Genomic DNA, 14,931 nt, shown 5'->3' with positions numbered 1-14,931 from the left:
GGAGACCTAGGCGATTCGCCTTGCCCTCGGGGTCGGCTGACACCGCGGGCAACTGAACGACGATCGATTCATGAACTTCTCACGCTTGATCGGCGCGCCGCATCGCGGGCACGGAAGATTTTCCTGACCGTACGCCGACAGTGACCGGTCGAAGTACCCGGACTCGCCGTTGACGTTCACGTACAGCGCGTCGAAGGACGTACCGCCCTGATCGAGCGCTTCACCCATCACTGCGTGCGCTGCGTTCAACAGCTCTCGAAGTTTGGGCCTGGTGAGGGATTCGGCAATTCGGTTGCCGTGAATCTTTGCGCGCCACAATGATTCGTCGGCGTAGATGTTTCCGATCCCGGATACCACGGTCTGGTCGAGAATCGCACGCTTGATCTCGGTGTGCTTGCCCCGCAGGACTTTCACGACAGATTCGAGATCGAATGCAACGTCCATGGGATCGCGAGCAATGTGCGCCACCGACTCGGGCAGCATCGTTCCGTCGACCTCGACGAGAGGTGAAATCGACCAGCCACCGAAGGTTCGCTGATCGACGAATCGAAGATCAGCTCCGGAATCGAGGGCCAACCGAATGCGGAGGTGCTTTTCCCAGTCGACGGTCGGGGGTTGGACCAACATCTGTCCGCTCATCCCGAGATGAACTACCAGTCCGACACCGGCAGGCTCGAGAACCAGCCACAGATACTTGCCACGACGCTCTGCCGAAGCGATGGTCTGCCCGGTGAGTTGGCCGATCAAGTCCTCGGAACCGAGAATGTGGCGCCTGATCGCGCGGGGATGGAGGACCTCGACGGCCTCGATCGCCGCACCTACAGCATGAGACTGCAGGCCGCGGCGAACGACTTCGACTTCGGGAAGCTCAGGCAAGAGTGAACTCAGCCGGCAAGATCAGACGCGTCGTCAGCAACGACTGCGCTGGCAGCGGCATTTTCCGACATCGTCTTCCATGCCGAACTTGCTGCCTTCTGCTCGGCTTCCTTCTTGGAACGACCGACGCCGACACCCAAGGGCTTGCCACTGATGAGAACGGTGGCCGTGAATTCCTTGTCGTGATCGGGTCCGGTAGCGGTGATCTCGTAGACGGGAACTCCGGCACCGTGTTCTGCGGTCAGTTCCTGCAGGCTCGTCTTCCAATCCAGACCCGCGCCCAGAAGCGGTGCGCGAGTGAGTAGATCGTCGAACAGATCGAGAACAACGCGTCGCGCAGTCTCGATGCCGTGTTGCAGGTGGATGGCGCCGAGAATCGACTCCATACCGTCGGCGAGGATGGACGGCTTGTCACGGCCGCCCGTCATTTCCTCACCCTTACCCAGCAGCAGGTGCGCTCCGAGTCCACCTTCACCCAGAGTCCTGGCAACCTCGGCGAGTGCATGCATGTTGACCACGCTGGCACGGATCTTCGCCAGATCACCTTCGGATTTGTCCGGGTGGGACAGATAGAGATTTTCGGTCACCGTGACGCCGAGAACGGAATCCCCGAGAAACTCGAGGCGCTCGTTCGTGGGCAGTCCGCCGTTCTCGTACGCGTACGAGCGGTGCGTGAGAGCGAGGGTCAGAAGACCGGGCTCTATATCTACGCCGACAGCGGCGAGGAGCTTGTCGTGATTGCCCTCGCCGCCGGCGGCTGAAACTGTATTTTCGCTCGTCATAGTCTTTCTCCGGGGAGAACTAGACAGCAGCGGTTACCTGGCGGCCCTTGTAAGTACCGCATGACGGGCATGCGATGTGGGGAAGGGTCTGCTCGCCACAGCCACGGTTGGGGCAGGTAACGAGGGTGGGCACAGTGGTCTTCCACTGGCTACGACGCGACCGCGTGTTGGATCGCGACATTTTGCGCTTGGGGACAGCCACTTCTACTTCTCCTCGGCTTCGGTGATCACAAGATTTTCGCTGGTGTTTGATTCCACGCCAAATTTGGCCGCGAGACCAGCCCAGCGAGGATCAAGTATGTCATGCCCATGCCCAGATTCCGCAATCGCCAGGCGAATGCCACATTCTGAGCACAATCCCAGGCAATCGTCACTGCACAGAGGCTGGAGCGGAAGCGCCAGCCCGACTGCATCGACGATGACCGGTTCGAGGTCGATTTCGTCGTCTTCGACCGCGTAGACCTCTCCCTCTTCCGTCGTCTCCTCGGTGGTGCTGTCCGGGTAAGCGAACAACTCCGTGAGATAGACGTCCACGGTGTCGGTGAACGGTTCGAGGCACCGTGAGCACTCACCCTTGGTGGGTGCGTGCACGTTTCCGGTGACAAGAACACCTTCGGACACTGCTTCGAGACGAAGATCGAGATCTATGTCCGCGCCCGCTTCGATCGCGATCAGATCGAGACCGATACGGTTCGGGGACTGAATTGTTCTCTCGACGGTACGCATCGACCCTGGACGACGACCGAGCTTGACCGTGTCCAGCAAAAATCCCGCATCACTTGACTGATGCGACGAACTACGACGATGCGTTGACAAAGAGAACTCACCTAACTGTTGAAACTGGTATGGGCAACCACTCCACAATACGGCAGCTATTAGGCAAATCCCAATTCCATCCACGAAAAAGTGGGCCGCCCCATATCGGACGACCCACCCTCGACTGTCTGATCCGCTCTAGCGGCGCCGCTCCGAACGACGATCGTCGTCCTGGTAATCGGGAACTCCCGAACCCGATCGAAGCTGCTGACGACCACGACCGACCGATCGAACGGTTCCCGTGAGGAACTCCTCGAACTCGGCCAACTTGGTGTCGACGTACAGGTCGCACTCCGACCGCATCCGATCGGACTCGGCGTGAGCGGCGTCGATCACCCGCGCGGATTCCGCGTGGGCAGTCTGGACAACCTCGGTCTGCGAGACCAGACGAGCCTGCTCTGCCGTTCCCTCGGCCACCGAATGGTCGTACGAGGCCTGGCCCGACTCGATCATCCGATCGGCCTCGGTACGAGCCCGTCCGGTCACTGCGTCGTACTCACGACGGCCGTCCGTGACAGTCCGTTCCGCTTCTGCTTCTGCGTCCTCGACCAACTGATCGGCGTGTGCACGTGCTTCGGCAACCATGCGATCGGCCTGAGCCTTGGCGTCGGACAGAATGCGGTCGGCGTCGTCGCGTGCGTTCTCCACAGTCGACGTCGCCTCGGCGTTGGCGCTGCTGACCGTCTTCTCCGCGTTGGCCCGCGCGTCACCGACCAATTTGTCCCGATGATCGAGGACGTCCTGAGCGTCGTCCAGCTCGCTCGGAATTGCGTCTCGGACGTCGTCGAGAAGCTCGAGCACGTCGCCGCGAGGCACAACACACCCCGCGGTCATGGGAACACCGCGCGCCTCTTCGACAATTGCGACCAGTTCGTCCAGTGCCTCGAATACGCGGTACACAAGCAACCCCAATCTCTACCGGCCGAATTCGGCCCACATCGTCACCGGTCCACTCGGACCTGTGCCCGTTCCTGTCCAAGTTTGCCGGAAGAACGGCCAACGGGGTGTCGTCGTGGTCGGTGTGTCGGGGATCAGCTGCTTTCTGCTGCTCGTTCGGCGATACGCGCGAGTAGCCGAGAATGCACCTTGGCCGGAAGCATGTCGGAGACATCGCCGCCGAAGGTCGCAACTTCCTTCACCAGAGAACTCGACAGGTAGCTGTAGGTCGGATTCGTGGCGACGAAGAGCGTGTCGACGCCTGTGAGCTTCTGATTCATCTGAGCCATCTGCAGCTCGTAATCGAAGTCGTTCGCGCCGCGCAGACCCTTGACGATCGCGCTGAGGCCTTCTTGTTTTGCGTAGTCGACCAACAGTCCGTGCCACGACGTGACCCGAACGTTGGGCAGGTGACTCGTCGCGTCTTCGAGCATCTCGATCCGCTCGTCGATCGTGAACATGCCACGCTTGCTCTTGTTGATCAGCACGGTGACCACGACCTCGTCGAATTGCGCAGCAACTCTTCCGATTACGTCGAGGTGACCGTTGGTCACAGGGTCGAAGGATCCGGGGCAGACGGCGCCAGTCATGAGTCCAGACCGTAGCAGGTGGCCAGCTCGATGCGGGCTTCACCGTAGTTCTTCGCCTTGATCGGCTCGTAGCCCTGCGGCCACACGGTCTCCGGCGAGCGCGACGAACGTTCGAGTACCACGATCGTGCCCTCCCCCACCCATTTGTTGGCCTGCAGATCAGTGAGCATGGACAAGACAGCCTCGTCGGTCACCGCATACGGCGGGTCGGCGATGACTATGTCGTATTCCCGCGCGCTCGGCCCCGACACCACGGCCGCGACCGGAGCGGCGCGAACCGTCGCCCCCGGCAACGCGACAGTGCCGATGTTCGCCTTGATGACGGCAGCGGCTTTGGCATCGGATTCCACGAGAACGACGTGCTCGGCTCCGCGTGAGAGCGCTTCGAGGCCGAGGGCACCCGAACCCGCGAAGAGGTCGAGAACCGCGCACCCTTCGAGATCGATGCGCGCTTCGAGAGCACTGAACAACGCCTCGCGAACCCGATCCGACGTCGGACGGGTCCCGCTCGGCGGGACCCGCAGGCGTCGACCGCCCGCGAGTCCCGAGATGATGCGAGTCACTCTGCGGCGCTCTCCCCCGTCGAGACGACTACCAGCAGGTCTCCGCCCTCGACCTGCTGAACAGCGCTGATCGCGATACGCGAAACGACGCCGGCACGCGGAGAGGTGATCGCTGCCTCCATCTTCATCGCTTCGATCGTGGCCACGGTGTCGCCGGCCTCGATTTTCTGGCCTTCCTTGACCGCGAGCGTCACGACGCCCGCGAACGGTGCCGCCACGTGGCCCGGGTTGTTCTTGTCGGCCTTCTCCGCCGCCGGCACGTCACTGGCAATGGAGCGATCGCGGATCGAGACCGGACGCAACTGGCCGTTCAGGATGCACATGACAGTGCGGTAGCCGCGCTCGTCGGGCTCGGAGATGGCTTCGAGACCGATGATCAGTTCCACTCCGGGAGTCAATTCGACGCGGTGTTCGTCGCCGCGCCGCAGACCGTAGAAGAACTGGTTCGCCGACAGCCGCGACGTGTCACCGTACTTCTCGCGGTGCTCGAGGAATTCCTTTGTCGGGCCAGGGAAGAGCAGACGGTTCAGCGTCGCCTGACGGTCCTTCGACGAGCCCTCGAGCAGCACCTCGTCCTCGGCGGAGAGCGTCGCTTCGGGCTTGGCCTGGCCACGTCCTTCGAGCGCCTTGCTGCGGAACGGTTCCGGCCAGCCACCGGGCGGCGTACCGAGTTCGCCGCGCAGGAAGCCGACCACGGAGTCAGGGATGTCGAACTTCGCCGGATCTGCGGCGAACTCCTCCGAAGGCACACCGGCACCGACAAGATGGAGCGCGAGGTCGCCGACGACCTTCGACGACGGCGTCACCTTCACCAGATGCCCGAGCATGCGGTCTGCGTCGGCGTACTTGGCTTCGACCTCTTCGAACCGGTCGCCGAGGCCGAGAGCAACGGCCTGGGTCCGGAGGTTGGAGAGCTGACCACCCGGGATCTCGTGCGTGTACACGCGCCCCGTCGGGGCCGGTAGCCCGGATTCGAAGGGCGCGTACACCTTTCGCAGCGCCTCCCAATACGGCTCGAGGTCGCACACGTTCTGCAGGTTCAGTCCGGTGTCGAACTCGGAGTGCGCAGCAGCGGCGACGATGGCCGAGAGCGCAGGCTGGCTGGTGGTTCCGGCCAGTGCCGCCGAAGCACCGTCGACTGCGTCGGCGCCCGCCTGCCACGCTGCGAAGTACGTGGCCAACTGTCCACCGGGGGTGTCGTGCGTGTGAACGTGAACCGGCAGATCGAAGTTGCTGCGCAGCGCCGTCACCAGCTTGGTGGCCGCCGGAGCGCGCAGCAGGCCGGCCATGTCCTTGATCGCGAGCACGTGAGCGCCGGCATCGACGATCTCTTCTGCCAACTTCAGGTAGTAGTCGAGCGTGTACAGAGTTTCGTTCGGATCCGACAGATCTCCGGTGTAGCTCAGCGCCACCTCGGCGAGAGCCGTTCCCGTCTCACGCACCGCGTCGATGGCAGGGCGCATCTGGTCGACGTTGTTGAGCGCGTCGAAGATTCGGAAGATGTCGATGCCGGTATCGGTGGCTTCCTGAACGAACGCGCGCGTGACCTTCTCAGGATAGGGCGTGTAGCCCACCGTGTTTCGTCCGCGAAGAAGCATCTGGAGGCAGATGTTCGGGACCGCTTCACGGAGCGCGGCGAGCCGGTACCACGGATCCTCGTGCAGAAAGCGAAGTCCCACATCGTAGGTCGCGCCTCCCCAGGCTTCGATCGAGAGCAGTTCCGGCGTCAACCGCGCGACGTGCCCGGCAACTCCGAGCAGTCCGCTGGTTCGAACCCGCGTGGCCAACAACGACTGATGCGCGTCACGGAAGGTGGTGTCGGTGACGCCGACGGCCCTCTGCTCGCGCAGCGCCTTAGCGAAACCTTCGGGACCGAGTTCGAGCAGGCGCTGGCGGCTGCCGGCGGGCGGCGGCGTCGAAAGATCGATCTTGGGCAGCTTGTCCTGCGGGTACACCGAAGAGGGGCGCTCGCCGTGCGGCTTGTTGACCGTCACATCGGCGAGGTAGGTCAGAATCTTGGTGCCGCGGTCGGCGGAGGAACGCAGGGTCAGCAGCTGGGGACGTTCCTCGATGAAGGAGGTCGTCACACGTCCGGCCCGGAAGTCGGGGTCGTCGAGAACCGCCTGCAGGAACGGAATGTTGGTCGAGACGCCACGAATACGGAACTCGGTGACCGCGCGGCGAGCCCTCGCGACAGCGGCTTCGAGGTCGCGACCGCGACAGGTGAGCTTGACCAGCATCGAGTCGAAGTACGCACCGACCTCGGCACCGAGCGTCGCGCCGCCGTCAAGGCGGATACCGGCGCCGCCCGGGGTGCGGTACGCGGTGATCCGGCCCGTGTCCGGGCGGAATCCGTTGGCCGGATCCTCGGTCGTGATGCGGCACTGCAGCGCCGCGCCGCGCAGCTTGATCGTGTCCTGTGACAGACCCAGATCTGCAAGCGTCGAACCGGACGCGATCTTGAGCTGCGACTGGACCAAGTCCACGTCCGTCACTTCTTCGGTGACGGTGTGCTCCACCTGAATTCGCGGGTTCATCTCGATGAAGACGTGGTTGCCGCGCTTGTCGAGGAGGAACTCGACAGTGCCGGCGCACGTGTACCCGATCTCCTTCGCGAAAGCGACGGCGTCGGCACAGATCTTGGCGCGCAACTCTTCCGAGAGGTTGGGGGCCGGAGCAAGCTCGATCACCTTCTGGTGGCGACGCTGCAGCGAGCAGTCACGCTCGAAGAGGTGGATGACGTTGCCCTGCTCGTCGGCGAGGATCTGCACTTCGATGTGGCGGGGATCGATGACGGCCTGCTCGAGGAACACCGTCGAATCGCCGAAGGCCGACTCCGCTTCGCGCGCTGCGGCTTCGATCGATTCCTTGAGCTGTGAGCGTTCCGCAACGCGGCGCATTCCGCGTCCGCCGCCGCCGGCGACAGCCTTGACGAAGATCGGGAAGGTCATGTCCTCGGCTGCGGCGAGCAGCTCGTCGATGTCCGCTGACGGCTCCGAAGACGCGAGCACCGGGAGACCGGCGGCCTTGGCCGCGGCGATGGCGCGTGCCTTGTTACCGGTCAACTCGAGGATCTCCGCGGAGGGACCGACGAACTTGATGCCTGCCTCGGCGCACGCCGCCGACAGATCCGGGTTCTCGGAGAGGAAACCGTAACCGGGGTAGATGGCGTCGGCTCCGGCGCTCTTGGCGGCGGCGACGATTTCCTCGACCGAGAGATACGCGCGAACGGGGTGACCCTTCTCCCCGATCTGGTAGCTCTCGTCTGCCTTGAGACGGTGGATCGAGTTCCGATCCTCGTACGGGAACACCGCGACGGTTCCGGCACCTAGTTCGTAGGCGGCGCGGAAGGCACGGATCGCAATTTCGCCGCGGTTCGCGACGAGCACTTTGGAGAACATTCGAGAAAACTACCCCGATTTCATCTTGCGTCTACATGCGGAGTCTCATATTTCGGACTGAATCGAGAAACCAACCCGGCGGTCCTCGTGCTATTCGATTTCAGCTTGTCGTCATACCCGTCACGACTTCTCGAGGTACTCGATCCGGTCGGAGTCCAGCGCGGCGGTCACCATGGAAGCCAGGGCGGGATGACCGTCGAGCGATGGATCGGCGTCGACGATTCCCTGGGCGAACTCCCGGGCGGATTCGAGGATGTCTCCATGTGCCATGAGAGAAAGCAGCCGCAGGTTCGAGGTCGTGCCCGACTGCGCCGCTCCGAGGATGTCGCCTTCGCGTCTGGTCGCGAGGTCGAGTTGAGCCAGTTCGAACCCGTCGTTGGTCGCGGCCACCGCGGATAGTCGCTCGTATGCCGGCCCGCCGGGATTGCTTCCGGTGACGAGGATGCACAGTCCCTGGTGCTTTCCTCGGCCGACACGACCACGCAGCTGATGGAGCTGACTGACACCGAACCGCTCGGCGTCGACGATCACCATCACCGTCGCGTTCGGGACGTCCACACCGACTTCGACGACGGTCGTGCAGACAAGGACGTCGATGTCACCGACGTTGAACGCGCTCATGACGACGTCTTTTTCGTCGGAAGGCAGTCGACCGTGCAGCAATCCGACTCGCAGATCGGCCAGCGGGCCACTCGACAGCTCCTCGAAGACGTCGACCGCCGACTTGGTCTCCGGCTGCTTCTCCTCGGTGAACTGGTCTTCGCCTGCGCCCTGCTCACCGTCGCCGATCCGCGAGCACACGACATACGCCTGACGGCCGTCGGCAACGTCCTCCCGAATTCGTTCCCACGCGCGATCCACCCACTGCGGCTTCTGCTTCACGGGCACGACATTGCTCTTGATCGGGGTGCGCCCACGCGGTAGCTCCCGCAGGGTCGATACCTCGAGGTCGCCGAGCACGGTCATGGCGATGGTTCGCGGAATGGGCGTTGCCGTCATCACCAGCAGATGCGGACTCAGACCTTCACGTGCCCGCGATCGCAACTGATCACGTTGCTCGACGCCGAAGCGGTGCTGCTCGTCGACCACGACCATGCCGAGGTTGAAGAACTCTACGTTGTCCTGGATGAGCGCATGGGTACCGATGACGATCCCGGCGTCGCCGGTCACAGCTTCGAGCAGCGCTGCGCGTTTCGCGGCCACAGGCAGCGAACCGGTCAGAAGAGCGATACGGGTGGAGTGTTCGGCCGAACCGAGCTCACCACCAGCGGCAAGCGGACCCATCATCTTGCGCAGTGATCGCGCGTGCTGATTGGCGAGGACCTCGGTGGGTGCGAGTAGCGCGCACTGATAGCCCGCGTCGACGACCTGCAACATCGCGCGCAAGGCCACGATCGTCTTGCCGGACCCGACCTCGCCCTGAAGAAGCCTGCTCATCGGGCGTGGGCGGGCAAGGTCGCTGGAGATCTCCTCCGCGACCGCTTGCTGTCCCTCCGTCAGAGTGAACGGGAGCATCTCCTCGAACTGGTCCGCGATCCCGCCTGCCACCGGAGCGCAAGCCGGAGCTACACGCTCGGAGTTGTCATGACGACGCATCGCGAGGACCAACTGCAGAGACAGAGCCTCGTCGAAGCGCAGACGATCCTGTGCTCGTTCGATGTCTTCCTTGGTATCGGGAAGGTGAACGATGCGCAGCGCTTCGTCCAAGCCGATGAATCCGTGCTCGGCCCGGGTCTCGTCAGGCAACGGCTCCTCGATCGGATCGAGTTGGTCGAGCACCTGTCGCACGCACCGCATGATGGTCCAACTCTCGACCTCGCGGGTCGCCGGATACAGCGGGATCAATGCGCGGTCGAAGACGGAGAGATCGAGTTCGGCGCCGTGGTCCTGATTTGCGCGAGCCAGACCGGCAAGGTCGCCGGCCCCCTTGATGGATGCCAGGGGAACCACCGAATCCTCCTCGCCGACACGAGGTTCCGGGAGGATCAGGTAGCTCGGATGAGTGAGAGACCACTTTCCGCGGAAGTACTTCACCGTCCCGGAGAACATCGCACGCACGCCGGGCTTGACGACGTGACGCACCTTCTGCGGATTGAAGAACGTGACGTCGACGGTCTGCGAATCGGTCGCGAGCGAGACTCTCAGCATCTGTCCCGGACGGTTCTTCATCTTCACGACGGCTGCCGACGCCACCCGCGCGATGATGGTGATGTGCTCACCTTCGGGCGGCTCCTTCTCGGCAAGTTCCTTACCTGCCGACGCGTACCGGTGTGGGTAGTGACGCAGCAAGTCCTCGACATTCCGGATCTCGAATGCCTCGTCGAGCGCGTCCGCGGTCTTCTTTCCCAGCAGCCGATCGAGTGGGTCGGCGAGCGTCGCCATCAGTTCCTCCAGCACAGTATCGCGGTAAGCACAGGTGTTCGTATATCAGCAGTCACCGACAGACTCGGTCCGATCACTCCACGCCCAACTGGAACAGGTCGCCGGGCTGATCACCCTGATACACGAGTACGTCCACGCCCGGGTGGTGCGCGATCACGTGGGCCTCCAACTGTGCTGCCAGGTCGTTCGGTGCGTCGGCACCCATGAGAAGGGTCACGAGTTCACCGCCGGATCCGAGCGCAAGATCGACCAGTCGAGCACTCGACTCCGCGACGTCGGGACCGATGAGCACCACCTCGTGACCCATCAACCCGATCGCATCACCCGGATCACACGTCCCGACGTAGGTCAGCGAGCGCTCGACGGCAATACGCAACGATCCCCAACGCGTCGCAGCTGCAGCCTCGGACATCGTGAAGCCGTCGTCGGCGACGTTGCGCTGGGCGTCGTGAACAGCGAGGGCGGCCAAGCCCTGCACCATCGACGACGTCGACAGCAGCAGAACCTGGTGAAGCGGATCGCGTGCAGCGGCACTGACTGCGACCAGTTCCTGCGCGGTCAAAGCTCCGTTCGGCAGCACCAGGACTTCGCTTCGCTCCATCTGACGAATGCGGCCGAGCAGCTGCGCGCGTGTCACCGGCGCATCGTCGCATCGAAGAACCGTCGCGCCCTCACTCTCGAACAACGCCGCCGCACTGACACCGGCAACGACGGCCAGAACGCCGCGGGCGCCGGCGCCCGGGAATCGCCTCTCCGCCCGTGCCACCAGCTGGTCGCGTTCGTCGACGAGAAAACTGCTGATGCGAATGCCGTGAACCTTTCCGGCCTCGAGGCCTGCTTCCACGGCCGCGCCGGCATCGCAGCAATGTACGTGCACGGACCAGCCGCCGAAGCCGTCGCTGACGATGACCGTCGAATCCCCGAGGACGGAGAGTCGCGTGCGCAGCGCCGCCATCCGGTCGTCGTCGGAGTCGTCGACGAGGTACATGACCTCGAAATCCTGCTCCGAGTGATCACCACATTCGATCGGGCTCTTGTGAGCCCAATCGTGATCGAAAGCGCTGACATCGACCAGGGAGGTCGAGCGCAGGTCCGGTGTTCCCAGATCCTCGCGGACCTGAGACTTCCCGGTCACCACCTCGACAAAAGCGTCGAGGATCAGAACGAGACCGAATCCCCCGGCATCGACCACCCCGGCCGACGCCAGAACGTCCAGTTGCTCCGGCGTCTTGTTCAGTGCGACCGCAGCGGCGTCGGCAGCGGCGGAAACTACGGATGCAAGATCCTCGCCGCTCGGCGTCCTGGTGTCGACGCACTCCTGCGCTGCTTCTCCCGATGCGCGCAGAACCGTGACGATGGTGCCTTCCACCAGATCGGAGACGGCCCGAGAGGCCAGCGTCGTCGCCGTAGTCAGTGAGTTCGCGAAGCTGCGGCCGTCGATGTGCTCGCCTTGAACACTCTCGGCGATACCCCGGATCACTTGGGAGAGGATCACTCCGGAATTACCCCGGGCGCCGGAGACCGCGCCCCGAGCCAGAGCGTTGGCGACGCGGCCCGCACTGCAGACGTCGTCCTCGATCGTCTCGGCGGAATCGAGCGCCGCCCGCATCGTGAACAACAGATTGGTGCCGGTATCCGAATCAGGGATGGGAAAGACGTTGAGGCTGTTGATCTCTCCGCGACGTTTCTGGAGGCTGTCGACGGCCCGGCGGGCCCAGCGCCGCAGCAGATGTCCGTCCGCGACGGATTCCGCTTCGCCGGCGCCCGGCTTTCGGCCATCGCCGGCGCCCGGCTTTCGGCCATCGTCGGCGCCCGGCTTTCGGCCATCGTCGGCGACTCGCTGCACTTCCCCCACTGACGGTTCCCCTCGACGATGGAAAGACTGACGATGAAAAAGAGATCGGTGATCGGTGCAGTCGAGGGTAGTCCGACGCTTCTGCGCAACCGTCATTACCGGGCGGTTTGGCCATTCGGGCCGGAAGCGGTTACTCTTACACGGTTGCCTCGAACGGGCTACACGAAATAATGCTGCACTTTGTTTGTTGCTGATTGACTGTTTTCACGTTCGGCTGCACAGTGAGCGGTCAAGGATCGGTTCGAAGTCGAGTATATTCGGATTGTAATTCTGGCTGCCCTACCGTGTAGGGTAACCACTTCAATATTCATTTCTAACAAGGAGTTCGCGACTATGGCTGCCGTCTGCGACGTATGCGCCAAGGGGCCCGGCTTCGGTAAGTCGGTCTCGCACTCGCACCGGCGTACCAATCGTCGCTGGAACCCGAACATTCAGTCTGTTCGTACCGAGGTTGCCCCGGGTAACACCCGTAAGGTCAACGTGTGCACCTCCTGCCTGAAGGCAGGCAAGGTCGCTCGGGGCTGATTGCCCGAGCACAAACTATTGCAGGCTCTGCCCCCGTCACTTCGGTGACGGGGGCAGAGCTGTATCTATGCGCTTCGTTGTAGTCCTGTCCCCCTGTTCGTATGGTTGTCAGACACCCGTAATGTGCGTTGAGTGACTTCCATCGATGATCTGAGCAAGGTGACCCTCGACGAGGGTGTACTCCGCATCACCATTTCCACCGCCGCCAACGGCACCTCCCTCGACGACGAAGGACTGGTTCAGGGCGCGCAGGCGCTCGAGACAGTCGGAAACGACATCGGGAGCATCCTTCTGGTTGGCGAGGGCGCAAACTTCTGTGCCGGAGGCAACGTCCGTGCGTTCGCCGCAGCCCCCGACCGCGGCGAGTACGTGGCCGAAGTTGCCCGCGTTTTCCACGTATTCGTTCGCGCGCTCGACGCCGCGACCGCTCCGGTGGTGGCCGGAGTCCACGGATGGGCTGCCGGTGCCGGAATGAGCCTGGTCTGCCTCGCCGACGTCGCAATCGGCGGCACCGGCACCAAGCTTCGCCCCGCCTACCCGTCCATCGGTTTCACCCCGGACGGCGGAATGTCGTGGACGCTTCCACGCATCGTCGGTGTGGCACGCGCTCGCGAGATTATTCTCAACGATTCGGTGATCGGTGGCGACGAAGCCGTCCGGCTGGGGATCCTCACCCGACTCGTCGGCGACGACGAGGTTCAGGAAGAGGCAGCCCGCCTCGCTCGCGCCTTGGCCAACGGGCCGAGCACGGCGTACTCGGGAATCAAAGCGCTGCTGCGTTCCTCGCGGACGAACTCGCTCGCCGAGCAACTCGACGCCGAAGCCGCGTCCATCGCCATCGCGGCGAACAGCCCCATCGGCCGTGAGGGTGTCGACGCATTCGTCGACAAGCGTCGCCCCGATTTCACGTCCGCAAAGCAGGCGTAGTCGAATTGCCGTGCCGAACGTCGCGTCACGACGTTCGGCACGGCAGTTCGATCAGCCGCAGTTCGATCAGACGCTGTTCATCAGCCCAGATTCCAGTCGACCGGATCTGCTCCGAGTCCGGTCAAGAGCTCGTTCGCACGACTGAACGGACGCGAACCGAAGAAACCGCGCGAAGCCGAAAGTGGTGACGGGTGCGCGGATTCGATGATCGGTGTGTCGCCGAGCATCGGCGCGAGAGTGGACGCGTCACGACCCCACAAGATCGCCACCATCGGTGACGACCGCGCGACCAGAGCGCGGATGGCCTGCTCGGTCACCGGCTCCCAGCCCTTCTTACGATGCGAAGCGGCTTGACCCGGCTGCACGGTGAGAACGCGATTGAGAAGCAACACACCTTGTTTCGACCACGGAGTCAGATCACCGTTCGACGGTATGGGCAATCCGAGATCCTGGTGATATTCCTTGTAGATGTTGCCGAGGCTGCGCGGAACCGGCCGCACGTCCGGGGCAACCGAAAAGCTCAACCCGACAGCGTGACCGGGCGTCGGATAGGGGTCTTGACCGACGATGAGCACTCGAACGTCGTCGAACGGGTTCGTGAACGCACGCAAGACGTTCTCCCCCGCCGGCAGATACTCCCGCCCCGCAGCAATCTCTTCACGCAAGAACGTGCCCATCGCGGAGATCTGTTCCGACACCGGTTCGAGTGCCCGCGCCCACCCTGGATCGACGATCTCTGCAAGCGGCGCCATCAGTCGAGCCTGCGCAACGCGTCGCGGTAATACGCCGCATTGGCTGCGTACATCTTGACGTTGCCGTCGAGGTGACCGAGCGGAACTTCGTATCCCGCACGGACCTTGGCGGGCACACCGAGCGCCATGCTGCGCGGCGGCACCTGCATTTTGTTGGCCACCACCGCACCAGCGGCGACGATCGACCCCGTCCCGATCACCGTTCCGTTGAGGACCACGGACCCCGATGCGATCAGGCAGTGGTCTTCGATGGTCGAACCTTCGATGTGTGCGTTGTGGCCCACGACGCAGCCCGAACCGATGACGGTCGCATCGATTGCGGTGCAGTGGATGACGGTTCCGTCCTGGATGTTGGATCCGGCACCGACCGAAATGGTTCCGTAGTCACCACGCAAGACCGCTTGCGGCCAGATCGAGGTGCCCGCCCCGAGAGTCACGGCGCCGATCACCACCGCGTCCGGGTGGACGTATGCGTCCGGATGTATGTCCGGAACTCTGTCTCCAAGTGCATATACAGCCATGAAAG

General features: G+C 63.4%; 14 protein-coding genes. 2 read left to right on the top strand and 12 right to left on the bottom strand.

Going from position 1 to position 14,931, the window contains the following annotated elements; genetic code table 11:
- Window positions 1–6: 6 nt before the first annotated feature.
- The 10 genes from mutM to QM716_RS08500 form a co-directional block, all read right to left on the bottom strand.
- The gene (gene mutM, locus QM716_RS08545) at window positions 7–876 is read right to left on the bottom strand and encodes a bifunctional DNA-formamidopyrimidine glycosylase/DNA-(apurinic or apyrimidinic site) lyase (protein ID WP_283303735.1); all 870 of its coding nucleotides are present in this window, start codon (window positions 874–876) and stop codon (window positions 7–9) included.
- Between the two features lie 8 nt (window positions 877–884).
- Window positions 885–1,658: a ribonuclease III gene (gene rnc, locus QM716_RS08540; RefSeq protein ID WP_283303734.1), complete on the bottom strand. Its 774-nt coding sequence runs from the start codon at window positions 1,656–1,658 to the stop codon at window positions 885–887.
- Between the two features lie 19 nt (window positions 1,659–1,677).
- The gene (gene rpmF, locus QM716_RS08535) at window positions 1,678–1,860 is read right to left on the bottom strand and encodes a 50S ribosomal protein L32 (RefSeq protein ID WP_007729318.1); all 183 of its coding nucleotides are present in this window, start codon (window positions 1,858–1,860) and stop codon (window positions 1,678–1,680) included.
- Window positions 1,861–1,862: 2 nt separating this feature from the next.
- Complete coding sequence (locus tag QM716_RS08530; RefSeq protein WP_283303733.1) at window positions 1,863–2,423, bottom strand: YceD family protein; 561 nt, start codon at window positions 2,421–2,423, stop codon at window positions 1,863–1,865.
- Between the two features lie 189 nt (window positions 2,424–2,612).
- Entirely contained in the window at window positions 2,613–3,374 is a 762-nt protein-coding gene (locus tag QM716_RS08525) for a DivIVA domain-containing protein (protein WP_283303987.1), read from the bottom strand.
- Window positions 3,375–3,505: 131 nt separating this feature from the next.
- Window positions 3,506–4,000 carry a pantetheine-phosphate adenylyltransferase gene (coaD, locus tag QM716_RS08520; protein ID WP_283303732.1) on the bottom strand — a complete coding sequence of 165 codons (495 nt, stop codon included), beginning with the start codon at window positions 3,998–4,000 and terminating at the stop codon, window positions 3,506–3,508.
- Window positions 3,997–4,563, bottom strand: coding sequence for a 16S rRNA (guanine(966)-N(2))-methyltransferase RsmD (gene rsmD, locus QM716_RS08515; RefSeq protein WP_283303731.1), 567 nt, complete (start codon window positions 4,561–4,563; stop codon window positions 3,997–3,999). The genes coaD and rsmD overlap by 4 nt, the downstream gene beginning before the upstream one ends.
- On the bottom strand, window positions 4,560–7,964 hold the full coding sequence (locus QM716_RS08510) for a pyruvate carboxylase (protein ID WP_283303730.1): 3,405 nt from the start codon (window positions 7,962–7,964) through the stop codon (window positions 4,560–4,562). The genes rsmD and QM716_RS08510 overlap by 4 nt, the downstream gene beginning before the upstream one ends.
- A 120-nt stretch (window positions 7,965–8,084) precedes the next feature.
- A complete protein-coding gene (gene recG, locus QM716_RS08505; protein ID WP_283303729.1) occupies window positions 8,085–10,346 on the bottom strand; it encodes an ATP-dependent DNA helicase RecG in 2,262 nt (753 codons plus the stop codon).
- A gap of 73 nt (window positions 10,347–10,419) precedes the next feature.
- Entirely contained in the window at window positions 10,420–12,201 is a 1,782-nt protein-coding gene (locus QM716_RS08500) for a DAK2 domain-containing protein (protein ID WP_502941983.1), read from the bottom strand.
- A gap of 333 nt (window positions 12,202–12,534) precedes the next feature.
- On the opposite strand from QM716_RS08500, the gene rpmB reads away from it, so the two are divergent.
- Window positions 12,535–12,726, top strand: coding sequence for a 50S ribosomal protein L28 (gene rpmB / locus QM716_RS08495; RefSeq protein WP_003942669.1), 192 nt, complete (start codon window positions 12,535–12,537; stop codon window positions 12,724–12,726).
- A gap of 132 nt (window positions 12,727–12,858) precedes the next feature.
- The gene (locus QM716_RS08490; RefSeq protein WP_283303728.1) at window positions 12,859–13,653 is read left to right on the top strand and encodes an enoyl-CoA hydratase-related protein; all 795 of its coding nucleotides are present in this window, start codon (window positions 12,859–12,861) and stop codon (window positions 13,651–13,653) included.
- 80 nt (window positions 13,654–13,733) lie between these two features.
- On the opposite strand, the gene QM716_RS08485 is transcribed toward QM716_RS08490, so the two are convergent.
- Together QM716_RS08485 and QM716_RS08480 are read right to left on the bottom strand one after the other, a co-directional pair.
- A complete protein-coding gene (locus tag QM716_RS08485) occupies window positions 13,734–14,405 on the bottom strand; it encodes a uracil-DNA glycosylase (RefSeq protein ID WP_283303727.1) in 672 nt (223 codons plus the stop codon).
- The gene (locus tag QM716_RS08480) at window positions 14,405–14,926 is read right to left on the bottom strand and encodes a gamma carbonic anhydrase family protein (RefSeq protein WP_283303726.1); all 522 of its coding nucleotides are present in this window, start codon (window positions 14,924–14,926) and stop codon (window positions 14,405–14,407) included. Before QM716_RS08480 ends, QM716_RS08485 begins: the two co-directional genes overlap by 1 nt.
- Between the last annotated feature and the right edge of the window lie 5 nt (window positions 14,927–14,931).

Source organism: Rhodococcus sp. IEGM 1409 (assembly GCF_030056735.1).
In the GTDB taxonomy this organism is placed as follows: Bacteria; Actinomycetota; Actinomycetes; order Mycobacteriales; family Mycobacteriaceae; genus Rhodococcus_F.
This window is presented reverse-complemented; position numbering and strand designations above follow the sequence as displayed.